Genomic DNA, 25,833 nt, shown 5'->3' on the forward strand with positions numbered 1-25,833 from the left:
AGGTGCGTGGGCTCGGGACGGACGTGGCCGCCAAGGACGCGTTGATCGAGAGCTTTCTCCAGGAGTACCCGGGGGCGGAGGATGCCGGGCGTGGGCATCCCGCGCTGCAGGGCTGCGAGGACGTTCGCTGGACCGACTACATCGGGTGTCCGGCGGCGGCTCCGGTGCTGCTTCGTGCCCTGCTCGACCGGACGGCCGGTCCGGAGGCCGAGCGTGTTCTGAGCGGCGTGTTGTTCAACGACATCACCTCGATGAACGCGGCCATGCCGGCTGCGCTGCCGTTTCTGATCCGTCTGGCCGGCGATCCGTACGTTCCGGTGCGGTCCGACCTGCTGGACCTCTTGGTGTCCGCCGCGGAGTTCTCCGAGTCGGTCGCCGGACAGAACGAGGCATGGGTGATGTGGTTCGGCAGCGACGAGGAGCGTCCTGCACGGGCGCGGTGCCGGGCCGTGTTCGCCGAGCACGCGCGTGTGGTGGGGGCGCTCGCGGCCGAGGTGGGCGATCCGGACCGGCGGGCGTCCCTTCGGCGGGCTGCCAGGCTCGGGTGAGGCCTCAGCCTCGGTGGCCGAAGAACTCGACCTCCGCCAGGGCGAGATGGCGGCCGCGGGTCGTGCCGTAGGCGGTCTCGGGGGTGATGCGGACCCGGGTCACCTCGGAGGCGCGCAGGGTGAAGGTCTGCTGGCCCGGCTGGTCCTTGAGGGTGATGCGCCGGGTCTGGGTGCCGCCGTCCGCCGAGACGACCTCCACCAGGATCCGCGCCGGGCGGGCCTGGGTCAGGAACTCGTCCTTCTTCGCCGACGTGCCCGCGAAGACCACCAGCTTCGTCACCCGGACCCCCGGCGCCTCGAAGTCCGCCTCCAGCGTCGCGCCGGTCGCGGGCGCCGCCCAGTAGCGGTTGCTGAAGCCGTCGAAGGCCGCGCCCGCCGGATGGTCCTTCAGCGCCCGGGAGGCCCGTACCGCCGACGGCGGCAGCGACTCCGGCGGGCTCGTCTCCTCCCGGGCCAGGCCCAGCAGGCGGCCCGCGTGCGGCAGGCCGAACCAGATGCCGCAGGCCAGCAGGACCAGCACCAGCGGCAGCAGGAGCCGGGGCCTGCGCCGGGACCGGCGCGGACGGGTGCCGGCGAGCGGCGCCCGGCGCCCCCGGCGGCGCAGCAGCCGGCGCCACCACGGCGGCGGCGCCTCGGGCCGGGGCCCGGGAGCCAACGGCCGGGCGCACCGCACGCACAGGGTGCGGCCGGCCTCGTTCTCGGTGCCGCAGGCCGCGCAGCGGAGCGTCGGCACCGGGGGCGCGGCGACCGGCGCCGGGGCCGGCGTCTCGGGCGGTGGACCGGGCACCGGCGCCTCGGTCTCCGCCCCGGGCCGCCGCAACCCCGCTGCCGCGGGCGCTTCCACCGGGGCGGGGGCAGGAGGTGCGGCGGGTGGCTCAGCCGGTGGCTCGGCAGGCGGTGCGGGTGCGGGTGCGGGTGCGGGTGCGGGCGCAGGGCCGTCCCCCGTACCCGCCGCCCCCGCACCGGAAGTCTCGGTTTCCCCGTCCCCCTCCCAGTCCAGGAACGCCCCGCAGGAGGCGCAGAACGGCGTCCCCGGCGCGTTGCGCAGGCCGCACGTCGGGCAGGTCATCTCGTACCCCCGGGCGTGAGTTCCAGAGTGAAGCCGACGTGGGCCGGGAGCTCCGCGGCGATGAGTTGCTCCAGGCGCGCCCGGTTGACCCGGCCCGGGTCCGGCGGGGCGACCCGGACCGTGACCCACGGGCGGGCGGTGCCGGGCAGGGGGGTGCCGGGGGTGGGCGACCAGACCGTGCCGCCGCTCTCCTGGAGGGAGACCGGCGCGCCGCCGGTCTCCAGGCGGAGCGCCTCCGCGAGGCCGTGGAGGGTGCCGCGGGCCCGGTGGCGGTCCACCGCGCCGAGGACGGCGGCGCGGCGGCGGTCCGGGGGGCTGTCCTCGTCCGGTTCGACGGCCACCCAGCCGGCCAGCCAGTCGAGGAAGTCCTCGGGCGCGGTGCGCGGGTCGAGGTGGGCGGGGAGGTTGTCCATGCTGAGCAGCACCGGCGCCAGGACCTCGTCGAGCGCGGCCAGGAACCGGGCGAGGAAGTCGTGTTCGAGGTAGACGGCCGGCAGCAGGTCGATGAGCGGGTGCGGGCTCGGCAGCCCGGGGACGTCGGTGCGCACGGTGGTCAGACCTCCCGGACCCGCAGCTGGTGCTCGTACGAGAAGACGAGGGCGTGCCGGTCGAGGGGGATCCGCCCGTCGGGGACCTCGGTCCGCTGCCCGGTGACGGGGTCGGCGCGGTAGAGCCGGACGTCGTCGACCAGGTCGACGCCGGGGACCCGCTGGAGGACCGCGTACGCCTCGCCGGTCTGGACCGGGCGGCCGAACGGCCAGCCGGCTCCCTCGGGTCCGCCGGTGAGCGCGTTGAAGTAGCCGTCGAGGGCGGCGAGGGCCTTCTCCCGGACCCGTTCGGCGGTGGCGCCGCGGCTCGCCTGCACGGTCGCGACGAAGGTGACGCCCTGGTAGAACGGCGGCTCGACGACGAGCCGGGCGCCGACGGGGCGGCGGGCGTCGAGGTGGGCCGCGATCCGTTCGAGGGTCCGGGGCGGCGGGATCAGTTCGTCGAAGGCGATCCGGCCGCGGGCGTCGCCGCGCCCGGACGGCACGACGAGCAGCCGCACCCCGCCCTCGGCGTCGTCGGGGACGCAGTGGACGCGCGCCGCGTCCGGGGCCACCTCGCGGGCGAGCAGTTCGTAGTCGCGGGGGACGACGGCCCGTTGGAGGGTCCGCAGGGTGAGCGGGCCGCGGACCCGGGCGCTGTCGACCGTCTCGCCGTCGACGCCGCCGAGGGCCGGCCGGCGGTTCTCGACGCGCGCCACGAACGGCACGGTGCCGCGCAGGACGCGCAGCGTGGAGCGGGCCACGTTGCCGCGGAGCCCGCCGCCGGTGCGGTACGCGCGGACCCGGACGGTCGCCCCCTTCGCCGGGACGGCGCCGAACTGCCGTACGGTGCCGTCCCGTTCTCGGACGGCGGGGCCGAACTCGACGCGGCCGGTGCCCTCGTCGAGGGTGAAGTGCCGGTCGGCGGGGCCGGAGTGGGCGAAGTCGTCGACCCGGGTCCAGGGCGGTTCGGTGTCGTCCGCGGCATCGGGCGGTGTCACCTCCAGGGTGAACTCGCCCGGCACGACCGGGGGTCGGTCGACCGTGAAGGACTGGCCCGCCACCCCCTCGGCCGTCCCCAGGACCTCGTCCGTGATCCGCTCGGCGTGCTCGGCGCCGACCGTCGCCCCGATGGTGAAGGCGGTGATCCCGCGGACCACCGGCGGTGCCACGTACGTCGGCTGGTCCGGCGCCGCCGCCACCAGCCGGCAGCGCAGCCAGCCGGCGCCGCGCCGCACGATGCTCAGCGCGGTGTGGGTGGCCGGCAGGTGCAGGATCAGTTCGCCGGACCGGTTGAAGCCGCCGGTGTCGTCCTTCTCCACCTCGCAGGCCGTCCAGCGGAGCCCGTCCCACGCCTCCCACACCAGCGGCGGCCGCAGCGGGTCGACGCCCACGCCCTGCACGTCGCAGTCGAGGCGCAGCACCACCACCCCGGCGGGGACCGGCGTCGACAGGCCCACGTACAGGGCGTCGCCGGGAGCGGGCGCGGGGGAGAAGCAGGGGATGTCGCGGCCGAGGGCCAGCTCGTCGGTCCGGTCCACCGGTTCGGCGGCCGGGCCCGCCCCCGCTGCGGGCGCGGGCAGCGTGGCCAGGGCGGCGTACGCGCACGGCACGATCGTCAGGTCCCGGGTGGTGCCGAAGACCACGGCCGACTCGGTCTCGGTGCGGACCGTCGCCACCTCCGTACCGGCCCGCACGACCACCGGCTCGGGCTGCGGCGCGGAAAGCCGGAACGTGACGTCGGTGGTGGCGGCGGTCGGCGGGTGGAGCCGCACCCCGATGAGGTCCAGGAAGGTCAGATAGCTCTTCTCCGGCACCCGGTTCACCCGGTAGACGAGCTGGTCGACCATGGTCGCGAACGCCTCGATCAGCGTGACGCCCGGGTCCGACACGTTGTGGTCGGTCCACTCCGGGCAGCGCCGCTGCACCAGCCGTTTGGCCTCGTCCACCAGGCTCTGGAAGTGCCGGTCGTCCAGATGGGGGCTGGGCAGGGTCATCAGCGGTCCTCCTCCGGCCCGCCGGTCCCGGACGTGCCGGGGCCCGACGGCAGGGCGGTGTCGTGGCGCGGGATCACATAGAACGGGAACACCAGGTTCCGGGGGTCGTTGGCGCCGCGCACCGTGTAGCCGATGTCGATGTACAGCACGCCGTTGTCGACCTCGTCGAAGCGGACCGCGATCTCCGTCACCTCGATCCGGGGCTCCCACCGCTCCAGCGCGAGCCGCACCTCGTACGCGAGCTGCCCGGCCGTCCCCGCGTCGGCCGGCGCGAAGACGTAGTCGTTGATCGCGCAGCCGAACTCGGGCCGCATCGGCCGCTCCCCGGGCGAGGTGGCGAGGATCAGCCGGATCGACTCCTCCAGTTCGCGCTCGCCCCGGACGAGCGCGATCGACCCGGTCGCGTCCGTGCGCGGCGGGAAGGCCCAGCCCGCGCCGATGAACTCCTGCCCCATGGTTCCCCTCAGCCTCCGATCAGCACCGACGGACAGCCCGACACGACCGCCGAGCCGCAGCCGGACAGGTCCCCGACCCGGGCGGCCGGACGGCCCCCGATCAGGACCGTCGTGGACCCGGGCGGCGCGAGCACGGACGGCGGGTGGGCGGCCGGCGACGCGCACTGGTGCCCGGTGCCGACGGTGGCCGCGGGCTGCCCGCCGATGAGGACGGACGACACCCCCGGCGGGCCGATCACCCCCGGGTGCGCGGTCGGGTCGCCGACCCGCGCGGCGGCCGCTGCCTGTGCCATGACTCTCCCCCCCCGTACCCGTCAGTTGATCTTCACCAGGGGCGCGTTGACGGACAGTGTCGTGCCGCCCTTCAGCTCCGTGCGCTGCGTGCCGTCCACCGTCACCGTGGACCCCCGCACGTCGAGCGCACCGCCGGTCGCCAGCCGCACCTCCCCCTGCCCGCCGTCCACCCTCACTCCCTGACGTGCCGTCACGGACACGCTGTCACCGCTGAGTTCGAGGGCGCCCCGCTCGGCGGCGACGCTCACACCGCCCGAGGCCGAGATCGACACCTTCTCCTTCGCGGTGATCCGCACCGCCCCGTCGCTGCCGATGGTCACCGCCGTCCCCGCCTGGTCCAGGTCGATCGTCAGCTTCCCGTCACCGGTGCGTAGTCTCACCCCCTGCGCCCCGCCCGCCGCGTCGAGCAGTTCGAGCTTGTGCCCGCCCTTGGACGCGAAGGCCCGCCGGTCCACCGCCCCGGACGTCGGATCCACGGCCCCGCCGCCCGACGGCCGGTCCTGGCCGTTGTAGAGCCCGCCCAGGACGTACGGCCGGTCCAGGCGCCCCAGTTCGAAGCCGACCACCACCTCGTCCCCGACCTCCGGGATGTACGGTTCGCCACCGCCCGTGCCGGCCGCCTGCGCGGTCCGCGCCCAGTCGCTCGCGTACTCGTCCGACAGCCACGGGAACGTCACCTTCACCCGCCCCGAACCGTCCGGGTCCTGTGTGTCCGTCACCGTCGCGTTGACGAGCCCGCCGGACCGGTGGCCCTCCGCGGGACCACCGCCGCCCGTCAGCCCGAAGAGCGACCGCTCCTGCTGCCCGGAGACCGTGAGCCACGTCTCGTACCCGCGCACCGCGTCGAAGACGTGCCGCGAGGAGGTCACCGTGTACCGGCCCTCGAAGGGCGCGCCGACCGCGTTGAGCGCCACCGCCGTGCCCGCCCGGACCTCCGGATTGCCCCGGATCACCGCCTCCAGCTCCGCGAACGACCCCGCGATCCGCTCCGCGAGCGCCTTCGCCGCCCGGTCCACCCGCTCCTGCGTGCCGTACCCGCCGTCCGTCACCACGTGCCGGGCCTCCCCGAACGGCGCCGTCACCTGCGCCGCCGTCACCCCCAGCGCCAGCCGCGGCGACGTCCCCGCCGGGGCCCGGCCCACCAGGGCACGCTTCCCCCGCACGTCCCAGCCCCGCACCTCCACCTCCGAGACCTGCTCGGCGGCCGACACCGACGCCCGGCAGCGCAGCAGGTTCGCACCCCGCTCCAGCACCAGCGGATCCCGGTCCGCGCGCGCCGACGCGTCCGGCGCCCCGCCCGCCTCCACCGGCTTCGCCACGTGCAGCCGCCCGTCCCGTACGAACGCCTGCGCCCCCGCCTCCTCGGCGAGACCGCGCACGAACTCCCAGTCGCTGACGTTGGCCTGCGCCACGTGGTCGAGCACCGGCCCGGCCACGTCCACCGTCCCCGGCTTCAGCCCCGCCCGCTGGGCGACCTGGGCGACGATGTCGGACAGGGCCATGTTCTGGTACCCGGCCACCCGCGCCCCGCGCAGCAGCCGGTACGTCTCGTCGAGCCCGCGCACCACGGTGTACGTGCCCGACTCGTCCAGCTCCAGTTCGAGCGCCGTCACCACCCCGGTCAGCAGCGGCAGCGGCTCCGTGCCGCCGCCGCCCCGCGCCAGCAGCCGGATCTCCGCGCCGACCGCGATCCCGCCCTGCGCGAGCAGCGTCCGGTCCGGGTCGCGGAACCGCAGCAGGAACAGGTCCGGCAGCGTACGGCTGTCGTCGACGTACCCCTCCACCAGCGTGTTCATCAGCCGCGCCGGCAGCGGACCGCCACCGACCTCCACCAGCAGCGCGGACGCCACCCCCGGCGCCATCAGCGACCACCGCCCGCGGCCGCCGACGCCTCGCGCAGCCGGCCCAGCTCGTCCGGCGCGGGCAGCAGCAGCCGCGTACCGGGCGCCAGCCGCAGCGGGTCGTCGATGCCGTTCGCCTCCGCGATCACCCGCCACGCCGCCGGATCGCCGTACTCGCGCTGCGCCAGCGACGGCAGCGAGTCCCCGGCCGCCACCCGGTGCGTCCGCCGGGCGGTGAGCGCCCCCGACGTCGGGTTCTGCCCCGGCGTCTCCCCGCTGATCTCCTCCATCGTGACGAGGCAGACCGCCCGGATCGGCACGCCCGAGGTCGTGAACAGCGTGTACTTCGCCTGGACCTGGCTCACGTACCCGGGGAAGCCGGTCAGCCCGCCCCAGTGGAACACCACCCACGGCGGCGACGACCGCTGCTGCTGCCGCGTCTCGCTCGTCGGCACACAGCACGCGAAGAGCTGCTCCACCGAGGTGACCACCCGGGTGTCCTGGGTGTCGCCCGCGTCGAAGAACATCTCCACCGTCAGCTTGCTCGGCTGCGGCCCCTGGTACTCCGGCGGCCCCGCGCTCTTCGCGCCCTTGGCCGGCGTCCGCTTCCACGCCGCCGCCTTGGTGAGGCTCAGCTCCTTCGGATTGAACTGGAAGTCGATCCGCCCGCACGGCGCCCCGGGCGTGAGCCCGCCGCCCGACGGCGGCGTCCGCAGCTCCAGATAGGCGTGCTCCAGCTTCGGCCGGGCGGACCGGCCCTTCCCGGCGGACGCGACGCCGGAGGTGCCGGCCGCGCTGAAGGCGATGGGCGCGCTCATGCCGGTCAGCCCTCCATCACATAGCCGTGGTGGGCGATCTCGATCGTCTCGATCGCCACCTTCGGCGACTCGGGCGTGAAGGACGGACCGGTCCACCGCACCGGCACCACTTCGAGCAGCCCCCACTGGGCCACCGTCCGCCCGTCCCCGGTCCGCGCCTCGATGTGCGCGGTCTTCCGCGTGAACCCGGTCGTCATCCCGGCGAACCAGCGCGCCACCTTCTCGGTCTCCCGGGTGAGCGGACGCGACAGCTTCACGTTCGAGTACTTGAGACGGGTCGGCAGCTGCCACACGTGCCCGTTGTTGCCGCCCTCCTCGCGGGTCTCCAGGACGACCTCGCAGCCCAGGCCCTCGCAGGTGTTGAAGGACCCGAGCTCGATGTCGTCGATGGTGACGACGAAGCAGACGCTGACGGCGGGCTCGTCGTGCGGAGCGGCGGTGGCCATGAAGTCCCTCCTGGTCAGAACCGGGTGTCGATGAGCCGGCCGGCGCGCTCGCGCTCCAGACGCAGATCGGCTTTGAAGAGGCGGGCGAGCTGCGGGTAGAGGGCGCGGACGAACTCGTCGGTGACGGGAGGAGCGGCGGACGGCCCGGACGGGGCGGTGGAAGCGGTGGTCTCGCCGGTGGGGCTGGGGCCGGTGTCCGCGTTCTCGTCCGGCACGGGCTCGGGCGCGGCCGCCCGGACGTCCTCCGGCGGCGGGGGCGGGGGCTCCTCGGTGGCGACCTCGCGCTGGACCAAGGGGGCCGCCGCCGGGACTGCGGGCCGGTGGTGGACGGCCGGCGGGGGCGGCGGCGCGAACACTACGCTGCCGTCGGCCATCCGCTGGGCGACCCCGGCGGCGACGGCCACGTCCCCGGCGTCGCGGGGCGGCCGGGGCGCCGTCGGCACGGGCCGCGCGGTCACGCGCTGGACGGCGGCGGGACTCGGCGGCGGGGACGTCCGACGCTGGACGGCGGCGGGCGCCTCCCAGCGGACCGGCACGGCCGGCGGGACGGTGGGGGCAGCGGCGACCGGGGTGGGCTCCGAGGCCACGGTACGCAGCACCAGGGGCCGGTCGGCGAGGAGCGGCGCCACCGGCTCGGGCTCCGGCGCGGGCGTCGGCGCCGGGAGCGGGGGCAGCACGGAGGTGGTGGCCTGTACGAGGGTGGGCGCGGCGGCCGGAACAGGTGCGGGTACGGCCGGCGCGGCACCGGGGGCCTCGCGTTGCGCCGTCGGCGGGAGCCCCGGGAGCGGCGCGCCGAGGCCGGGGGCGCGGCGGGGCGGCGGAGGTGGGGAAGGGGGCGGTCCGGTGGGCGGGAGGGACCGCTGGACGGGCGGCGGAGCAGCGGGCTCGGGAGCGGCGTCGGGCTCCGGCGCGGCGGGCAGGAGCGGCCGCTCGCCGACCAGCGGGCGTACCGAAGGCTCGACGGCCCCTCCCCCCGAGGGGGCGGGAGAGGAGGGCCCGTCCGCAGCCTCCGCCGGGACCTCCGCTGCTCCCTGGCTCGCCGCGTGCTCCGTCGGCGCCTCCCGCGTCCGCTGGATCGCGGGGGTCTCCTCCCGACGGGCGGTGTGCGGCTGGGGAACGGCCGGCACGCGCGGGGGCGGTGGCGCGGGTAGGGGGACGGGTACGGGTACGGAATCGAGTGCCGGGGCGGGCACCGACATCGAGGCCGCCCGCTGCACGGGCCCCGCGAGCCGCGCCGCCACGGGCAGCCGCACGCCCGGGACCTCCGCCACGGGTGACGTCGACGGTGCCGCCGACGCCGCCGGTCGGGCCCCGTCACGTACGGGAAACTCCACCACCGACGCCGCACGCTGGACGGGCGTGGTCACCCCCTGGACGAGTCCGCTCGGCGCCTCCGCGCTGATCAGGTGGCCGAGCGGGGTGGAGAGGGCGGTCGGCTGCCGGGTGGGCAGCCCGCGCTCGAAGGCCGACGGGTCGGTGACGAGCGTCGGCGCGCCCAAGGTCCGCTGGAGCGGCGGCATCTCGGACACGTCCCACCGGTCCCCGGGGGCCGCCGACGGGGTCGGGTCCGCGGGGCGTTCGGCCCCCCGTCCGCCGCGCAGCCAGGACAGCAGTCCCATGGTTCCGTTCCCTCCCCGTCGGTCATCCTCCGCCGAGGCGGGCCACCTGGGCGACGAACCTCTGACGTTCCGCGTGCTCCAGGTCGAGGAGCTGATCCAGTGGCCAGTGGAAGTGGTAGGCGAGGTACGCGACCTCCTCGTACAGCTGGTCGGCCGCGTACGTCACGATTCCCCCAGGCGGCCACCGGCGAGGTCCACCGCGAACTCCTCCTGGCAGGACGGGCAGGTGACGGCGGCGCGGGTGTGCCCCTCGGCGTTGATCCGCCGGTAGAAGTCCTGGAGGAAGGCCAGGTCGGAGGCGAACAGGTCCTCGACGACCCCGGGATGGACGTCGTCGACCGTGCCGATCCGGGTGACCACGCGGGAGATGAGCACCACCGACAGGTACGCGGAGTTCTCCCGCACCCGGTCGTCCCGGAGCGGCACCAGCTCGTCGCGGGCGGTCGCGAGCCGCATGACGCCGTCGCGGTGGACGGTGCCGTGCTCGTCGACGTACCCGCGGGGCAGCCGGAACGGGAACTCGGTCCGCAGCCCCGCCCCGGCGTCGTGGTCGCCGTGGCCGGCGTGGGACGGCGCGGCCGCCGTCGTGCGCCGCATCAGTCGACTTCCATGCTCTCGTAGGTGATGACGAGCTTCTCCGTCAGGACGGAGGTGTCGCCGGCCTTGAGGGCGCCGATCTCCAGGGACTTGGGCCAGGCGTTGATCAGCTTGTACCGCTTGATGGGCAGGCCCTCGTAGTCGTAGACGATGATGGCGCCGTTGCGGCGCGCGTCGCTCATGCGGCCGAACCGCGAGTCCTTGATCCACCGTTCGAAGCTGTTGTCCTCGGTGAGGCCGCGGGAGACGGTGACCTCGCCCGCCTTGGGCCGCCCGGGCAGCTTCTTGATGGCGTACTTGCCGTCGGCGGTGTTCTGCTTGAGCTCGATGACGTCCTGCTCCATCTTCAGGCCGCTGACCTCGGTGATCTGCCTGATGATGACGCTGTCGAACTCCAGGCCGAAGGAGTGTCCGACGGAACTGTCGAGATCGGGAAGGGGCACGAGGGTCTCCTCACTCGTCGACGGCACCGGTGCCGCTGGTCAGCTGGGACAGGCGGAAGACGACGAACTCGGCCGGACGGACCGGCGCGACGCCGATCTCGCAGACGACGTGGCCCGAGTCGACGCTCTCCGGTGGGTTCGTCTCGCGGTCGCACTTCACGTAGAACGCCTCCTCGGGGTTGAGCCCGAACAGGGCGCCCTTGCGCCACTCGTTGACCAGGAAGGCGGCGACGGTGCGGCGGATCCGCGCCCACAGGGCGTCGTCGTTCGGCTCGAACACCACCCACTGGGTGCCGGCGAGGATCGACTCCTCCAGGTAGTTGAAGAGCCGCCGCACGTTGAGGTAGCGCCACGACGGGTCGGAGGAGAGCGTGCGCGCGCCCCACACCCGGATGCCGCGGCCGGGGAACGCGCGGATGCAGTTGACGCCGATCGGGTTGAGCCGGTCGTGCTCGCCCTTGGTCAGCTGCGTCCGCAGGGCGACGGCGCCCCGGACGACCTCGTTGGCCGGGGCCTTGTGGACCCCGCGCTGGTCGTCGTTGCGGGCCCAGACGCCGGCGATGTGACCGCTCGGCGGGACCGGGGTGATCCGGCCGGTCGACGGGTCGGCGACGTCGATCCAGGGGTAGTACAGCGCCGCGTACTTGGAGTCGTACCCGGCCCGCTCGGACCGCCAGGCGGCGACCTCCTGCGGGCCGAGGCCGGGCGGCGGGTCGAGGACGGCGACCCGGTCGCCCATCAACTCGCAGTGGGCGATGAGCCCTTGCTGGACGGCGATCACCCCGTCGAGCCCGATGAGGCCGCGCTCGTACGCGCTCATCAGGTCCGGCACGGCCACCGTGGTGACGTCCTCCACCGCCTCCAGGCCGCCGAGGCCGGAGCGCCGGTCGGCGTCGCCCACGTACACCTCGGGGGTGAGGGCGGTCGCCCCGCCGTTCGCGGGGGCGGGCAGCGCCGGGGCGAGCGTCACGGTCTGCGGCTCGGGGCGGGCGGGCGCGGCACCGGTGCCGGGCTCGCTGATCTCGATGAGCGCGGAGGCGGCGTTCACGCGGGTGGCGACGTTCTCCTTGCTGCGCTTGGTGGTGACGGAGGGGTACGTCTCCGCCTCCTTGCCGTTCCGGCGGACGATCAGCCGGAAGGCGTCGGAGGGCGGGTCGTCGCCCTCGACGTCCGCGACCTCGACGGTGATCGTCCCGGTGACGCCGGGACGGGCGACGACCGAGTACGCGCCGATGGCGGTCGGGCCGGTGGCGGTAGGACCGGTGGCGGCGACCTCGCCGGGCTCGCCGGGTACGTCCTCGGGCGCCGGCGCGGTGCCGTCGTCGACGCGGACGACGTAGCAGGTCCCGCCCCCGTTCGCGAAGAAGCCGTACACCGAGGCGGCGAGGTACGTCCCCTCGACGAAGTCGCCGAAACGGCTCACGAACTGGCTCCAGTTCGTGATCAGCGTCGGCTCGTCGAAGGGCCCCTTCCGTGCGAAGCCGACGAACGCGGCGACCGAGGTGCCCACCCCCTCGATCGGGCGGGAGCCGGACTGGACCTCTTCGACGTAGACGCCAGGGGACAGATACGACGGCATACGGTGCTCTCTCTCCTCGACGTCACTCCTCGACCGGGTCCTCGACCGGATCCCCGGCTGGGGAACAGCTCCCGTGGAACCGGGCCATTCTCACGAGCGGGACGATCACCCGGAACGGATGATCGGCCGCCCACCCGGGCAGCGTGAACTGCCCGAAGGTGCAAGGGAGTCGGGGCCGCACCGAACCCCCGCCGCTCTCCGCCCGAGGACGGGTGGCGGCCAGGCTGGCCGTGCGGCCACGGCTACCGGGAGGCGACGGATGAAGGAGGTCCCGGAGAAGAAGCCGACGAGCGGCGACCGCAGGACGGGACCCGCGCCCGCTTCCCCCTCCGGCGCGGGCGGTCTCTCGCCGCACAGTGTGCAGCGCCTCCAGGGCGCGGTGGGCAACGCGGCGGTGGCCCGGCTCGTCGCGCAGCGGTACACCGCCCCCGTGAAGACGCCGCCGAGCGCGGCACCCGGATTCCGGCGGGTGGGCGCGGACGTGGCCGCGAAGAAGCGGACGATGGCGGCGCACCCGCCGGCCGCGGCCGAGTCGAAGGCCGCGCAGGACGCGGCGGTGGCGCCTCCGGACGACAAGGAGGCGCAGGGCAAGACCGCGAACGCGGAGAAGATGAACGCGGCGAAGCCCGGGGAGTTCGACAAGGCGGCGTTCGTCGCGGCCGTCGACAAGGCGATCGAGGCGCAGGCGCCGAAGAACCTCGACGAGGCCGACAAGTTCTCCAAGTCCGGCAAGGCCGACAAGGTGAAGGAGGAGGTCGACGGGAAGGTCGGCGAGGGCAAGGACACCTCGGCCAAGGACATCGAGACGACGACGAAGGCCCCGCCGGACACTTCGGCGGCGAAGGACAAGCCGGTCACCCCGCTGACCCCCGACCGTCCGCCGGCCGACCCGGGCGCGCCGAGCGCGACCGACGCGATCCCGGAGAAGCAGCCGCCGGCGGTGACGGACTTCTCCCAGGGCCCGGCCGAGAACGACAAGGCGATGGCCGACGCCGAGGTCACGGAGGAGCAGCTCGCCAAGGGCAACGAGCCGGAGTTCGACGAGGCCCTGAAGGCGAAGAAGACGGCGGAGACGGACTCGGCGAAGGCCCCCGGCAAGGCGCACACCGCCGAGGACCAGCGGCTGGCGACGGCGAAGGCGGGCGCCGCGGCGGCGGGCGCGCAGGCGATGAACACCCTGACGGCGACGCGGGCGGCGGCGGGCAAGGCGGTCGACGGCGGCAAGGGCGAGACGAAGTCGAAGGACGAGCAGAAGCGGGCCGAGGTCACCGCGAAGCTCCAGAAGGTCTTCGACGCGACGAAGAAGGACGTCGAGGCGACGCTGACGGGCCTCGACCAGAAGGTCGACGCGGCCTTCACGACGGGGGAGAAGGCGGCGCGGGACGCCTTCACCGCCGACCACAAGGCCCGCATGAAGAAGTACAAGGACAAGCGGTACGGCGGCTTCCTCGGCAAGGGCCGCTGGCTGAAGGACAAGTTCGCCGGCATGCCCCAGGAGGCGAACGACCTCTACCAGGAGTCCCGCAAGCTGTACGTGGCCCGCATGCGCACGGTCATCTCCTCCGTGGCGGACCTGATCGGCGCGGAGCTGGGCCGGGCGAAGTCGAGGATCGCCCAGGGCAGGGCGGACCTGAAGGCGGAGGTCGACAAGCTCCCCGCCGACCTGAAGGCCTTCGGCGAGGAGGCGCAGCAGGACTTCGCCGGCAAGTTCGAGGACCTGGAAGCGAGCGTCGACGAGAAGTCGCAGCAGCTGGTCCAGGACCTGGCGAACAAGTACACGGCGGCGCTGAACGCGGTCGACGAGGAGATCAAGAAGCTCCAGGAGGCGAACAAGGGCCTCATCGACAAGGCGAAGGACGCGATCGTCGGCGTCATCAAGACGATCAACGAACTGAAGAACCTGCTCCTCGGCATCCTGGCCAAGGCCGCCTCCGCGATCATGAAGATCATCAAGGACCCGATCGGCTTCCTGGGCAACCTGGTGAAGGCGGTGGGCGCCGGCCTCAACCTGTTCCTCACGAACATCGGCGAACACCTGAAGAAGGGCCTGGTCGCCTGGCTCCTGGGAACGGCGACCAAAGCGGGCCTCGAACTCCCCCAGAAGTTCGACCTCAAGGGCATCATCCAGCTCATCGCCTCCCTCCTGGGCCTCACCTGGGACAACATCCGCTCCCGCATCACCCGCAAGGGCGTCCCCGAGGAGGCGCTGGGCGCGGTCGAGACGAGCGTCCCGGTGGCGAAGAAGCTCGCGACGGAGGGCCCGGCGGGCGCGTTCGAGGAGATCAAGGCGGAGACGGGCGACCTGAAGCCCACGATCCTGTCGAAGTTGACGGAATACCTGGTCCCCACGGTCATCATCGCCGGCATCACCTGGATCGTCTCCCTCCTCAACCCGGCTTCGGCCTTCGTCCGCGCGGTCAAGGGCATCATCGACATCGTCACCTTCGTGGTGAACCAGGGCGCCCAGATAGCCGACTTCGTCAACGCGGTCCTGGACGCGGTCATAGAAATAGCCAACGGCGGCGCGGCCGGCGTCCCGAAGATGGTCGAAACGGCCCTGGCGGCCAGCATCCCCCTCCTGATCGGCTTCCTGGCCGCCCTCCTCGGCATAGGCGGCCTGGCCAACAAGGTCAAGTCCGTCTTCCAGGCGGTCTCGCGGCCGGTCAACCGCGCGATCGACAAGATCGTCGACTTCATAGCAAAGAAGGGCAAAGCTCTCTGGCAGAAATCCAAAGGGGGTAGCAGCAAGAACAAGTCGAACACTGAGGCGTTGGACGGTCGCTCAGATTCCGTCGGCAAGCTCCCTCTGCCCTCGAAAAGGTTCGTCATGCGTGATGGGGAACAACACAAGGTTCTATTCACGGGGCGAGGCGCTACAGCGGACCTCAAGGTGCATAGTGTCGAGCAGCGCATCGAGGACTTCTTCGAGGCGTGGGCAGCCGAAGTGAAGGAGATGTCCGACGGAACCCAAGAGAAGGAGCAGCAGAGCGAGGCGCTGGCTGCCGCGACTGCGAAGTCCCAGGATGTACAGCAAAGAAAAGGAGTACTTGGCAGGGACGGGCATGTTAGCGCGCAGCGTCAGAGAGAATATGACGCATTGGTTGCGGACATGGCAAGGCTCGCGAGTCTGCTTGCCGCACGAAACCCGAAGCCGCCGCTGCCGCCGCCCGTGCTACCGCCTTTCTCTAATGGTGTACTTGCGACGGGGTTTAAGGCGCACTATATTCCGAGAGACATTGCCGCTATTCATCCCGGCGAAGATGCGTCTTTGAATAGCGGTGCGACGCTGAGAGGGTGGGGCTACGTCAGCCTGAATTCTCTTAACCCACCCAACAGTACGGTCTGGGTGAAGATGCACCTGATCCCTGTTCCGCTGGGTGGAAAAGCTACCGATTCCAACCTTGTCGTGGCTCGTGGGACGACGAACACGACCTTTCATTATGGAGTCGAGGACCCGGCCGCGGATGCCTTGAGGAGCGGTCGCGAGGACATGATCTGGTACGAGGTCGACCTGAACACTCATGCCAACCCGGATGGTTTCCTTGAAAGCATCACGGTGCGCTGGTCCGGCTATGAGGTGAAGGGTGGTGCATGGCATCCGAAGGCGGCAAATCCGTCGATGAAGCAGGAGCTGTCATCTGGCCCTCAAGCGGTGCCGGCAGCGGTGAATTCTCTGATGCTGAATTCGCTGAGCTCGCGCGGCTGGAAGGGGCTTAGTAACGCAATTTTCGGAAACAAGGATGAAGAGAAGTTCTCTCAATTGGTTATCGATGAACTGAAGAGCGGTGGTCCGTATACGAACAACCTCATCAATCTAAGGTCCAGGCTCATGGCCGCGAACGCGCGGCGGAGGAACGGGATATCCGACATCCGGGATAAGATAGATTCCTTGGTTGGTGCGATCCAGGCGGGGCGGATCAAGATTTAATGGAAGAGGAAGTGGACGAACATGGTGGAGCGCGAACCTAGTCCTATCGAGTGTCGATTCCTCGGTATGATCGAATCGCTGAAGCGGAGCGATATGGTCATGATTGATGGGGAGAGGAAGGGTCCCATCTATGAGGAGGTCGAGGAATCTTTGAACGGTTTCTCTCAGCTTGAGGAGCTGTATGGAGTGGTCCTTGACCCCGTCCTTGTGCATTCTCACGTCCGGTACTCCGAACTCGGAACCCACTGGCACAAGGCTGGCTCATCTGTCGGTGCGGGCGGGGAGTTCGTTCTGCGTGAACTGGTAGGCGCGGTCATGTCCGGGCCCCCCGATTCCGGGAGCGTCTCCAGGGACGATGAACGTGAACTCTTCAATCAGTTGCGTGTGATCGACTACCAGCCGGAGTCTGGAGTCATTGCGTTCACGGCTGTCCGGATTTCCGGAAGTATCATTTCTCCGCGGGTGTGGACGTACCGCTTTCCGTACGGGCTCTTTGAGCTGGATCTGGACTATCCCGGGTACTTGGAGAAGCTCCTGCTGACAAAAGGATTTCATGGGTGGCAGTTCCTCTACGCGGACGTACGGCTTGCTGACATGAAGTACGCCCCTCTGGTTCAGCTCATCCGTACGGGGGTTGATTTCCTGAAGGAGGCTCTGCCGGATCCACATTATGCGGAGCTGCATACCAAACTGGCAGAGCGTCTGAAATGAGTCGGGCGTAGTGGTCGCCAAAACAGTGAACGGGGTGCAGGCGTCCGTGTCAGCTCGGCTCAGGTCAACAGCTGGGCGTACCGCCCGAACTCCGACGCCAGGGTCAGGCGGCCCAGTTTCTGGTACTCGCGTTGGATCGCGTGGATCAGCATCGGCATCGTCAGGGGGCCGCCCGCTTCCGCTGCCAGGTACGCCGCCGTCACCGCTATCGAGCGGATGTTGCCGCCTGAGAGCTCGAACGCGTTCGCGCAGAAGGCCAGGTCCAGGTCCGTGGCGCGGGGGAGGTTCGGGCCCAGGGTGCGGTCCCAGAGTTGGAGGCGTTGGGGGGCGTCGGGGACGGGGAAGTCGACTATGAGGTCCAGGCGGCGGGTGAAGGCGTCGTCCAGGTTGGCTCGGAGGTTGGTCGCCAGGATGGCGAGGCCGTCGAAGGACTCCATGCGCTGCAACAGGTACGCGGACTCCACGTTCGCGTAGCGGTCGTGGGCGTCCTTCACGTCCGAGCGTTTGCCGAAGACGGCGTCCGCCTCGTCGAAGAGGAGGACGCCGTTGACGCCTGCCGCTTCCGTGAAGATGCGCTCCAGGTTCTTTTCTGTCTCGCCTACGTATTTGTCGATGACCGTTGCCAGGTCGACCGTGTAGAGGTCCAGGCCCAGGTCTGCCGCGATGACCTCCGCCGACATCGTCTTGCCCGTGCCCGAGTCGCCGGCGAAGAGGGCCGCCACGCCTCTGCCCCTGCCGCCGCCCGGGCGCATCGACCACGTGCCCAGGACGTGGTCGCGGTGGCGGGCTCGGGCGGTCAGTTCGCGGAGTTGGGTTTCCGTGTCCGGGGGGAGGACCAGGTCTTTCCAGGTGACCGTGGGTTCTATGCGGCGGGCCAGGCGGTCCAGGCCGGCCGCGTTCTGGGCTCGGGCGCCCTGGCGGATGTGGTCCGCGGTGACCGGCGTCGCCTCGACGTGCGCCTTCTGGACCGCCGCCCTTGCCGAGCGGGCGATCTGCTCCGGGGTCAGGAGGAAGGGGGCCAGGATGTCCTCCACCGGTAGCCCCACGTCCTCGGCCGCGGTCGCGCGCCACAGCTCCGCCCTCGCCTCCGGACCCAGCCTCGGTGCGCGGACCAGGAGCGGGGGCGCCGTCGACCAGGCCGCGTCCCAGGGGATTCGGCCGACCAGGGCCACCGGGACCGGCAGGTCCGTCACCGCGCGCAGCAGGCCAGGCCGCTCCCGGGCCACCGCGTCGACCGGGGCGCAGATCAGGCCGGCGCCCGTCAGGTGGGCCTCGCGGAGGAGGCAGCGGATCGCCTCCGTCGGGGCCGGGTCCTCCGCCAGCCTCGCCAGGTCCACGCCCAGGACCCCGCGGCCCGCCTCCTCCAGCGCCGACGCCGCCAGGGCCGTACCCGCACCGCCCTGGTCCTCCTGGAGGTAGACCAGCGCCGTGTCCCCCGACGACAGGAAGCGGGCCAGCGCCTTCGGGTCGCCCACTCCTCGTACCGGCTCCCAGGGGGCCCGTACGTCGGCCAGGCGGGGGTCCGGGGTGTCGTCGCCCAGCAGGTACGCCGTCACCCGGTCCGGGACGCGGAGCGCGCGGCCCAGGAAGGGGCGGTCCCGGTCCTCGACCAGGAGCAGGCCGCCCGCGCGCAGCGGGGCCCGTTCGCCCAGCCTCGCCCTCGCCTCGCGGTCCGCGTGCGGCATGCCGCACAGGCCCAGTGCCAGGCCGGCCGAAGGGCGGCGCCGGGTCACGTCGTCGTTGAGGTAGCCGTAGAACGCCTCGAAGCGGTCGTCCAGGTCCGGCAGCAGGGCGATGAGGAGGATGTCCACGTCCAGCGTGGAGAGGCCGAAGTCGCGGGCCAGCACCGCGAGTCGGGAGGCGGACGACGTCGGCGTCAGCGGCTGCGGCGGCGGGAAGGCGCGCGGCGCCTCCAGCAGGCGCTCCACCGCCTCCTCCGTCAGGTACAGGCCCCGGAAGGCGTCGTCCGGATCCGGGTCCACCGCCCGCCGCGCCTCCACTGCGCGGCGGATCCGGACCTCCATCTCCCGTGCCCTGGCGAGGAGTTCGGCGGTCATGTGCCGAGCCTGTCGCCGAAGCGGACCTCCAGGCCCTCCTCGCCGACCGGCGGACCCGCCGCGTACCGCGGCGACGCCGTCACCGGGACGCTCACCACCAGGTCCAGCGACGGCTTCAGCTCGCCGCCCAGCGCGCTCCAGACGTCCGCGAACGAGCGGTCCTCGGGCGGCGGCAGCGCGATCGACAGCGGCACGGCCGCGCCGAGTTCCGCCAGCGAGCCCGTCAGCCGCGCCGGCGGGAGCGCGTCGTAGCGCAGCAGGCACGCCAAGAGCGAGGAGAGCAGGCGGTGTTCGTCCTCCGGGCGCTTCGTCCACGCCGTGATCAGGTAAGACAGTTTGAAGTAGCGCGGCGGACGGCGGCGGGCGACGACCACACCCCGCTCGTCGTACTCGTTGTGCAGGCCGCGCTCCCGGCGCCGCATGTCCTCGCGGATGTCGTACAGATACAGGTTCACCATCGGCGCGTTGACCTTCGCCGCCCACTCGCGCGTGGGCGCGTCGAAGACCACCGCCACCTGCCCGCCCTCCAGGACCTCCGCCCGGATGAGGGCGCGCAGGACGTCGTCGACCTCGTGGATCACCGGCCTGTCACCCCCGTCCCGCGAAGTCCGGTGGCTGCAGGGCGTGTTGAACCACCAGGACAGGTTCCTCCAGGCGTTCCAGGCGGGCGACCTCCGCGCGCAGCGCGCGCGGGCCGATCCGGTCCTTGCGCAGCACCAGGACCTGCGTCTCGAAGCGGCCGTCGCGGCCCACCGTCAGCGGGGCGGTGTCGGCGGTCAGGCCCGTCGACCAGACGAGCCGCACCCGCTCACCGGGCGGGAAGTCCGTGCCGCGTACGGTCACGGGTTCGCCGGGCCTGACGACCTGCGGGGTGACCACCAGGCGGGGCTGGAGGACCCGGAGCGGTGCCGTGGCCGTGTTGTCCTCGGGTTCCGGGTCGTGCGGGCGGCCGTTGACGGTGGCCCGGACCGTGCCGGACACCGCCTCCAGGTAGGTGGCCGTCTGGGTGACCACCACCCGGCCGCCGGGCGGGACGGAGCAGGGCGCGGCGGTCGTGCAGCGATCGGTACGGGAGAGGGCGCGGCCCGCCCCGGCGGGCCAGCCCACGTCGAGGGCGACGTCTCGCGCCGTGTCCGGGCCGGCGTTGGTGAGCGTGTAGCGGGCAACCACGGCCCGGCCCGTGTAGACCCGCGCGGGGGCGACGGACAGCGACACGGACAGGTCCGCGGACGGCGGCGGTTCCGGCGGCGGCGGGTTGCCGGTGGGCGGCGACGGCCGGGGCAGGACGCGGAAGACGGCCGTGTCCGTCGCGGTGTTGCCCGCCCTGTCGGTCGCCGTGCAGGTCACGGTCGTGGTGCCCACGGGGAAGACGAAGCCGGAGGCCGGTGCGCACGTCGGTGTCAGTGGACCGTCGTGGCCGTCGACGGCCGTCGCCGTGTAGTCGATCGGGGCGCCGCCGAGGCCGCCGGCGCGGACGGTGCGGTCGTCGACGGTGACGACCGGCGCGGTCACGTCGTTGACGGTGATCGAGATCCGCTGTTCGTACTCCGGGTCGGCGGCGGCCGCGCCGATCGCGGCGGTGTCCGGGGCCTGGGTGCCCAGCAGGAACTCCACGGTGCACGTGAGGGTGGCGCCCTGGGGGGCGTCGGGGGAGACCGTGATCGTCTCGGCGAAGGCGGCGGTCTCGCCGCTGACCACGTCACGCGTGGGCGGGTCGAGGGTCACCGTGAGCCCCGGATCGCAGGCGTTCAGGCGGTGGCCGACCCGGGTGGGCAGATTGCCGAGGCCCTCGACGATGGCCTCGGCGACCCGGTCCGGGTTGATGCCGCTGAGCTTCCGGCCGCCGGTCGCCTCGATGATGCGGGTGGCCTGGCCGGGAGTGGTGCGCGGGTTCTCGATCTGGCCCGGCATGCCCGCGTAGCCCGTACCGTCCAGGCCGTCGCCGACGGGGGTGTCGACGTCGATGCCGAGGACGCGGGCGTTCTTGTCCTGGAGGGCGAAGATCGTGTCCTCGATGGTGTGCCCGTTGCTCGGGTTGTGGCTGGAGGCGTCGCTGACGAGGACGACCACCGGGCTGGAGTTCTCCCGGAAGACGGTCCGGCCGCCGGCTCCGTCCGCGATCTGCCACAGGCCGTTGATCCAGTCCTCCGACGGGCCCATGCTGCCGTTGCCCCGGCTGATGCCGAGCGCGTCAACGCCCCGGCGCAAGGTTTCGTCGTCCTGGGTGAGTTCGGCCGTGACGTCGAACCCGGCGCCCGGATCGACCTGCTGGTCGCCGAAGGTCGTCACCGCGAACCGCGCGTCGGGCTGGCTGGACCGCACCTTCTGGATGATGCTCGAAAGCCCGCCCCGTACGTCCCTGATGACGGGCTCCATGCTGAACGTCCCGTCCACCAGCAGCACCACCTCGGGCATCGGCGGCACCACCGGCGTCAGCACCTGCTTGTCGACGGCGAGCGACGCTCCGGGGTCCAGCGCCTGCGCGACGCTCGCCGGCGTCACCGGCTCGACCGGTACGGGCACCGCCAGCGCCGACGTCGACGCCGGTACGGCCCCGGCGAGCAGCAGCAGGGCGAGCGCGGCCCGGGCGGAGGTGCGACGGCCGGACCGGCGGGGCACCGTCGGCCTCGTACGCCCGGACGACTGGAACCAGCGCACGGCACAACCCCCTCGGCCTCGCGTCGCTCGACGGCCCGAGGATGCCGTACCGGTCCGGTGGTGTCAGCGCGTCGCAAGTCACCTTCAGGGGAAGGGAGTTGTGCCCCAAGGGGCAGTCGGGTAGCTGGGCAGTCGGGCAACCAGGTAACCAGGCAACCGGGCTACGGCTGTACGGGCTCCGACAGTCGCGGCAGCCCCCTCAGATCAGCCCCTGCCGCATCGCGTACGCCACCGCGTGCGACCGATTGCGCAGCTGCAGCCGCGTGATCACCGCGTGCAGCACGTTCTTGATGGTGCGCTCGGAGTACGACAGCTTCGCGGCGATGTCCGCCGTGTCGTACCCTTCCGCGACCAGGCGCAGCACGTCCACCTCGCGTGCCGCGAGCCCCGTGAAGTGCAGTCCGCGGGGGCCGAGGACCTGCCCCTGGAGGCGGCCGACCTCCTCCAGGAGGCGTCCGACCAGGTCGGACGGGAGGTGGCCGGCGCCCTTCGCGACCGTGCCGATGACGTGCACCAGGTGCTCCGGCGTCGCCTCGGCGCGCCGGATCACCCCGGCGACCCCGCACTCCGCCGCGCTGACCAGCTTCTGTTCGTCGATGTCCGTCGTCACGAGGACCGGGCGGGCGGTGCTGGTGCGGTTGATGTGCCGCAGCAGCCGCAGCACGTCCTCGTCGACGGTGTCCACCACGAGGACGACGACCTCGGGCGCGGGGTCGGCGGTCTCGCTCCACTCCGTCACGGTGATCTCGGGGCGGGTCCGTAACTGACTCGTCACCCCGGCCTGCGAGATCGGGTCCTGCGCGCGCAATGCCACAGCCGTACGTTCCATGGTCGAGCTCCCCCCGGGGCAAGCGGCGGCCGACGCGGATGACGCATGGGCCCGCCTGGAAACCATCAGCAACGTCAACAACGCCAGTCTCTCTGGTGGTTCGGCGCACTGGAGATGCCCTGACTGCCCGTCATGAAAACTGAATCGTTGCTTCGGGCACTGAATCTGCCCGAAAGTGTTCCTCCTCTGACGATGCTGTGGAGAAGCGAGGACCCTACGGTGCGCCCATGAGTCTTACGGCAAGCCTCGACGCATCGTCCGTCACCGCCGTACCGGGCGAAGAGACGAGCCTCCCTCTTCAGGTGCGCAACTCCGGCTCCACCGTGGAGGAGTACCGCTTCGAGCTGGCCGGCGCCTGTGCCGCCTGGACGACGGTGGAACCGGCGACGCTCTCCCTCTACCCCGGCAGCGCGGAGACCGTCTCCGTCACCTTCCGCCCGCCCCGCGACCCCTCCGTCCCCGCCGGTGAGACGCCTTTCGGGGTGCGGGTGGTCCCCACCAGCGACCACGCCGAACCCGTCGTGCCCGAGGGCAAGGTGACCGTCGCGCCCTTCACCGAGGTCACCGCCGAACTCGTGCCCCGGGGCTCGCACGGCGTGCGGCGCGGCGCGCACAAGGTCGCCGTCGACAACCGCGGCAACGCCCCGCTCACCGTCGGCCTCGCCGCCCGCTCGGGCACGGACCACGCCCGGATCTCCTTCACCCGGCCCGAGCTGACCATCGAACCGGGCCGCGCGGCCTTCTCAGAACTGCGCGTCAAGCCCGGCAAACGCCTCTGGCGCGGCACCCCGGTCGTGCACACCTTCCAGGCCGTCGTCGCGCCCCCCGCCGCCGACGGCGAGGAACCCGCCGCACCGCCGGTCGTCCTCGACGGCACCTACCAGCAGGAAGCCATCCTGCCGCGCTGGCTGCCGCGCGCCCTCGCCGTCGCCTGCGTCCTCGCCCTGATCCTGGCCGGCTTCTGGTACGGGCTGCTCCGGCCGGCCGTCAAGTCGGCGGCCCGCGAGGCGATCACACCCGAGGTCATCGCCTCCGCGACCAGCGGCACCGGCGATCCCGGCGGCCAGTCGGGCGGCCCCGGCGGCGCCACGCCGACGCCCACCGCCACCCCCTCTCTCACCCCGCCGCCCAAGCCCAGCACCAAGCCGGCCCCGAAGCCGCCGGCCAAGCCGAAGCCCAAGCCGAAGCCCAGCGCGAAGACGCTCCCGCCGGCCGTGCCGACCAGTGCCCAGGTACAGGTCAGGGACGGTGTCGGCGGCGGACCGAGCAGCGGCACCGCGCTGAGCGTGCCGGACGGGCAGGCGTTCCGGCTCACCGACATCGTGGTCCAGAACCCGCAGGGCGACGCCGGAACGGTCGTCGTCACGGTCGGGGAGGGCTCCCGCGTCCTCAGCCTCGCGCTGGAGAACTTCCGCGACTCCGACTACCACTTCGTCACCCCGATCCTGGTGCCCGCCGGCGGCCGGGTGACCATGACCGTCACCTGCCGCAAGGTCGGCCGCCCGGTCAACGCCCCGACCCCGAGCCGCTGCGCCGAATCCCTCTTCCTCGGCGGCACGATGCAGGCCACCAAGCCCTGAGGCCGTCACCCTTCGAGACCACCGAGGACGGGATCCCGCGCCGGCACGGTCTGCTACGCGGGCGGGGCCTCGTCCTCCTCCTCCGCGCTGCCCTCCGCCTTCCGCTGCACGAACGAGCCCTGGACGTCGGCGGGTTGCTCGTCCTCGTCCTCCGTCGCAGCCCGCTGTACGGAAGGGGCGGGAGCGGCGGCCGGTGCGGGTACGGAGGCGGCCGCCGGCTCGGCCATGACCCGCTCCGCGTTGGAGACCGCCTCCCGCTCGAAGCGGTCCGAGGGGTGGCTCACCCGGATGCCGCCGGGCGCCTCCGTCCCCTCCACCGGGCCGCTGCGCTGCTGGATCACATGGGTCAGCTCGTGCGCCAGCGTCGTCCGGCCCTGCGGGGACGCCGGGTCGTAGGCCTCCCGCTGGAACACCACGTTGTTGCCGACCGTGTACGCGTGCGCGCCGATCCCCTTGGCGGAGGCGTCCGCGGCGGCGTCGGTGTGGATGCGTACGTCGGAGAAGTCGGCGCCCATCCGGGCCTCCATGTCGCCGCGCGTCGCGGAGTCGAGCGGCTGCCCGCCGCCGGAGGCCAGCACGTCGTGCACCGGCGACCGCGCGCCCTCCTCGGCGGCCGCCCCGTCCTCGGGCGCCGCGCTCCGGCTGCGCTGGACCATCGCCCCCACGGCCCCGTTGCCCACCGCCCGCTGGAGCGCGCCGAGCCCGGACGCCCCCACGACGTCGGTACGCCCGCCGGCCGCGGCCTCGAAGAGCCGCGCCGCGCCGGGACCGCCGTCCCGGGCCCTGTCGTCACGGAGCCGGTCGTCCCCCGCCTGCTCCGGGGTGTGCTCCTGGTGGTGCTCGTGGTCGTGCTCATGGCCGTGGTCGTGCTCGTACACGCTCATCGTCAGCTCCCCGAACGGTCCCCGAAGGCGTCCTCCGCGGGAGCGCGGCCGGCCCCCGTACCCCCAAGCCTCCCCACCGGCCCGTGCCCCGTCCAGGCCCGCCCCCGGCCGCCGGGGGCAGGAAGCGCTGCCCCTTCGCGCAGGCCCGCGGGCCCGCCGACGGCCCGCGAGAGAGGACCAGGAGGGAGGGACCGGTCCGGATCAGGCCGCGCGGGTGCAGACGTGGACCGACTCGCTCTCGCCCCGCTCCGAGTGGACGATGCGCAGGACGTCGTTCTTGTACGTGACCTTCAGGTACTGGCCGTCGCCGGTGCCGCTGTGGCCCGGCGGCTGCCAGGGCAACAGGAGGGACGTGCCCTCGCCGACCTCCTTGGGGACGGTGAGGGCCTCGCCGCCGGTCAGCTTGTCCACGTCCTCCGGGGCGTCGAAGACGTCGATGCGCAGGTGACCGCCGCGCAGCAGCCAGCCTCCGGACCAGGTGACCTGACCGCCCGAGCCTTCCCAGACGAGGGTGAAGCCGCCGTTGCCGCCGCCGTCCGCCATCACGGTCGCCCTGCCCCTGACCGTCTCGCCCCCGGGAGTGGTGGACTCGACGGTCCAGCCGCCCTTGACGAAGGCGTCGAAGGCGCGGGCCATCACACCGGTCGTGGTCGCTTCGGGAGCCGCCGCGTCCGGGGTGCCTCCGGCCGTCGCGGACGAACCCGGGGACGGGGAGCCGGTGCCGGCGCCGGAGGGCGCGGCCGTGCCGCTCCCCTTGCCGCCGCCCTTGCCGCTCCCCGGCGCGGACGTGCCGGACTCCCCGGTGCAGGCCGCCACCAGAGCGGACGCGGCTCCGATCGCCAGGTAGCGCAGGGTGGTGCGCCGCCCGATGAGCCGTGTGGCCGCCCGCAACTGCTGAATCTCCTTCATATGGCCCCCGTATACGCCTGGTTGGATCAAGAACCACCCATCGT

22 protein-coding genes and 1 pseudogene are annotated in these 25,833 nt (G+C 72.6%); 4 read left to right on the forward strand and 19 right to left on the reverse strand.

Annotation, left to right across the window (positions count from 1 at the left end; genetic code table 11):
- Positions 1–23: 23 nt before the first annotated feature.
- Positions 24–548, forward strand: coding sequence for a hypothetical protein (locus tag ACFW1I_RS12725; RefSeq protein ID WP_384669233.1), 525 nt, complete (start codon positions 24–26; stop codon positions 546–548).
- Between the two features lie 4 nt (positions 549–552).
- Here the strand turns inward: ACFW1I_RS12725 and ACFW1I_RS12730 are convergent, their stop codons facing one another.
- From ACFW1I_RS12730 to ACFW1I_RS12790, 13 genes are all read right to left on the reverse strand, one after another.
- A complete protein-coding gene (locus ACFW1I_RS12730) occupies positions 553–1,335 on the reverse strand; it encodes an NADase-type glycan-binding domain-containing protein (RefSeq protein WP_384669235.1) in 783 nt (260 codons plus the stop codon).
- Between the two features lie 278 nt (positions 1,336–1,613).
- The gene (locus ACFW1I_RS12735; protein ID WP_384669236.1) at positions 1,614–2,165 is read right to left on the reverse strand and encodes a phage tail protein; all 552 of its coding nucleotides are present in this window, start codon (positions 2,163–2,165) and stop codon (positions 1,614–1,616) included.
- Positions 2,166–2,170: 5 nt separating this feature from the next.
- Positions 2,171–4,141: a putative baseplate assembly protein gene (locus tag ACFW1I_RS12740; protein WP_384669237.1), complete on the reverse strand. Its 1,971-nt coding sequence runs from the start codon at positions 4,139–4,141 to the stop codon at positions 2,171–2,173.
- Positions 4,141–4,596 (reverse strand): GPW/gp25 family protein, encoded by a 456-nt coding sequence (locus ACFW1I_RS12745; RefSeq protein WP_384669239.1) that lies wholly within the window; start codon positions 4,594–4,596, stop codon positions 4,141–4,143. The genes ACFW1I_RS12740 and ACFW1I_RS12745 overlap by 1 nt, the downstream gene beginning before the upstream one ends.
- Before the next feature lie 8 nt (positions 4,597–4,604).
- On the reverse strand, positions 4,605–4,889 hold the full coding sequence (locus ACFW1I_RS12750; RefSeq protein ID WP_384669241.1) for a PAAR domain-containing protein: 285 nt from the start codon (positions 4,887–4,889) through the stop codon (positions 4,605–4,607).
- Positions 4,890–4,910: 21 nt separating this feature from the next.
- The gene (locus tag ACFW1I_RS12755; RefSeq protein ID WP_384669310.1) at positions 4,911–6,755 is read right to left on the reverse strand and encodes a VgrG-related protein; all 1,845 of its coding nucleotides are present in this window, start codon (positions 6,753–6,755) and stop codon (positions 4,911–4,913) included.
- On the reverse strand, positions 6,752–7,549 hold the full coding sequence (locus tag ACFW1I_RS12760; RefSeq protein ID WP_384669242.1) for a LysM peptidoglycan-binding domain-containing protein: 798 nt from the start codon (positions 7,547–7,549) through the stop codon (positions 6,752–6,754). Before ACFW1I_RS12760 ends, ACFW1I_RS12755 begins: the two co-directional genes overlap by 4 nt.
- Before the next feature lie 5 nt (positions 7,550–7,554).
- Positions 7,555–7,995 carry a phage tail protein gene (locus ACFW1I_RS12765; protein ID WP_384669243.1) on the reverse strand — a complete coding sequence of 147 codons (441 nt, stop codon included), beginning with the start codon at positions 7,993–7,995 and terminating at the stop codon, positions 7,555–7,557.
- A gap of 14 nt (positions 7,996–8,009) precedes the next feature.
- Positions 8,010–9,614: a hypothetical protein gene (locus ACFW1I_RS12770; RefSeq protein ID WP_384669245.1), complete on the reverse strand. Its 1,605-nt coding sequence runs from the start codon at positions 9,612–9,614 to the stop codon at positions 8,010–8,012.
- A 22-nt stretch (positions 9,615–9,636) separates the two neighbouring features.
- A complete protein-coding gene (locus ACFW1I_RS12775; protein ID WP_319012562.1) occupies positions 9,637–9,780 on the reverse strand; it encodes a DUF6760 family protein in 144 nt (47 codons plus the stop codon).
- Positions 9,777–10,211: a hypothetical protein gene (locus ACFW1I_RS12780; RefSeq protein ID WP_384669247.1), complete on the reverse strand. Its 435-nt coding sequence runs from the start codon at positions 10,209–10,211 to the stop codon at positions 9,777–9,779. The genes ACFW1I_RS12775 and ACFW1I_RS12780 overlap by 4 nt, the downstream gene beginning before the upstream one ends.
- Positions 10,211–10,654, reverse strand: coding sequence for a phage tail protein (locus ACFW1I_RS12785; RefSeq protein WP_150233589.1), 444 nt, complete (start codon positions 10,652–10,654; stop codon positions 10,211–10,213). The genes ACFW1I_RS12780 and ACFW1I_RS12785 overlap by 1 nt, the downstream gene beginning before the upstream one ends.
- A 10-nt stretch (positions 10,655–10,664) precedes the next feature.
- On the reverse strand, positions 10,665–12,233 hold the full coding sequence (locus ACFW1I_RS12790) for a phage tail sheath subtilisin-like domain-containing protein (RefSeq protein WP_384669248.1): 1,569 nt from the start codon (positions 12,231–12,233) through the stop codon (positions 10,665–10,667).
- Between the two features lie 259 nt (positions 12,234–12,492).
- Between ACFW1I_RS12790 and ACFW1I_RS12795 the strand changes: the two genes are divergently transcribed.
- Together ACFW1I_RS12795 and ACFW1I_RS12800 are read left to right on the forward strand one after the other, a co-directional pair.
- Positions 12,493–16,161 (forward strand): hypothetical protein, encoded by a 3,669-nt coding sequence (locus ACFW1I_RS12795; protein ID WP_384669250.1) that lies wholly within the window; start codon positions 12,493–12,495, stop codon positions 16,159–16,161.
- A gap of 66 nt (positions 16,162–16,227) precedes the next feature.
- Positions 16,228–16,872, forward strand: a complete 645-nt coding sequence (locus ACFW1I_RS12800; RefSeq protein ID WP_384669251.1) for a hypothetical protein — start codon at positions 16,228–16,230, stop codon at positions 16,870–16,872.
- A 59-nt stretch (positions 16,873–16,931) separates the two neighbouring features.
- Here ACFW1I_RS12800 and ACFW1I_RS12805 read toward each other — a convergent pair whose 3' ends face one another.
- The 4 genes and pseudogenes from ACFW1I_RS12805 to ACFW1I_RS12820 form a co-directional block, all read right to left on the reverse strand.
- A complete protein-coding gene (locus tag ACFW1I_RS12805) occupies positions 16,932–18,929 on the reverse strand; it encodes an ATP-binding protein (RefSeq protein ID WP_384669252.1) in 1,998 nt (665 codons plus the stop codon).
- A gap of 11 nt (positions 18,930–18,940) precedes the next feature.
- Positions 18,941–19,510, reverse strand: a pseudogene (locus ACFW1I_RS12810) (DUF4255 domain-containing protein); the annotation flags it as partial.
- Between the two features lie 7 nt (positions 19,511–19,517).
- Complete coding sequence (locus ACFW1I_RS12815) at positions 19,518–21,548, reverse strand: HYR domain-containing protein (protein WP_384669253.1); 2,031 nt, start codon at positions 21,546–21,548, stop codon at positions 19,518–19,520.
- A gap of 238 nt (positions 21,549–21,786) precedes the next feature.
- The gene (locus tag ACFW1I_RS12820; protein ID WP_030758266.1) at positions 21,787–22,416 is read right to left on the reverse strand and encodes a response regulator transcription factor; all 630 of its coding nucleotides are present in this window, start codon (positions 22,414–22,416) and stop codon (positions 21,787–21,789) included.
- 227 nt (positions 22,417–22,643) lie between these two features.
- Here ACFW1I_RS12820 and ACFW1I_RS12825 point away from each other — a divergent pair, with 227 nt between their 5' ends.
- The gene (locus tag ACFW1I_RS12825; protein ID WP_384669254.1) at positions 22,644–23,996 is read left to right on the forward strand and encodes a hypothetical protein; all 1,353 of its coding nucleotides are present in this window, start codon (positions 22,644–22,646) and stop codon (positions 23,994–23,996) included.
- Positions 23,997–24,049: 53 nt separating this feature from the next.
- On the opposite strand, the gene ACFW1I_RS12830 is transcribed toward ACFW1I_RS12825, so the two are convergent.
- Positions 24,050–24,880 (reverse strand): DUF4157 domain-containing protein, encoded by an 831-nt coding sequence (locus tag ACFW1I_RS12830; RefSeq protein WP_384669256.1) that lies wholly within the window; start codon positions 24,878–24,880, stop codon positions 24,050–24,052.
- A gap of 201 nt (positions 24,881–25,081) precedes the next feature.
- The gene (locus ACFW1I_RS12835; protein WP_384669257.1) at positions 25,082–25,789 is read right to left on the reverse strand and encodes a hypothetical protein; all 708 of its coding nucleotides are present in this window, start codon (positions 25,787–25,789) and stop codon (positions 25,082–25,084) included.
- Between the last annotated feature and the right edge of the window lie 44 nt (positions 25,790–25,833).

The sequence above is a fragment of the Streptomyces sp. NPDC058955 genome (assembly GCF_042741435.1).
Lineage (GTDB): Bacteria > Actinomycetota > Actinomycetes > Streptomycetales > Streptomycetaceae > Streptomyces.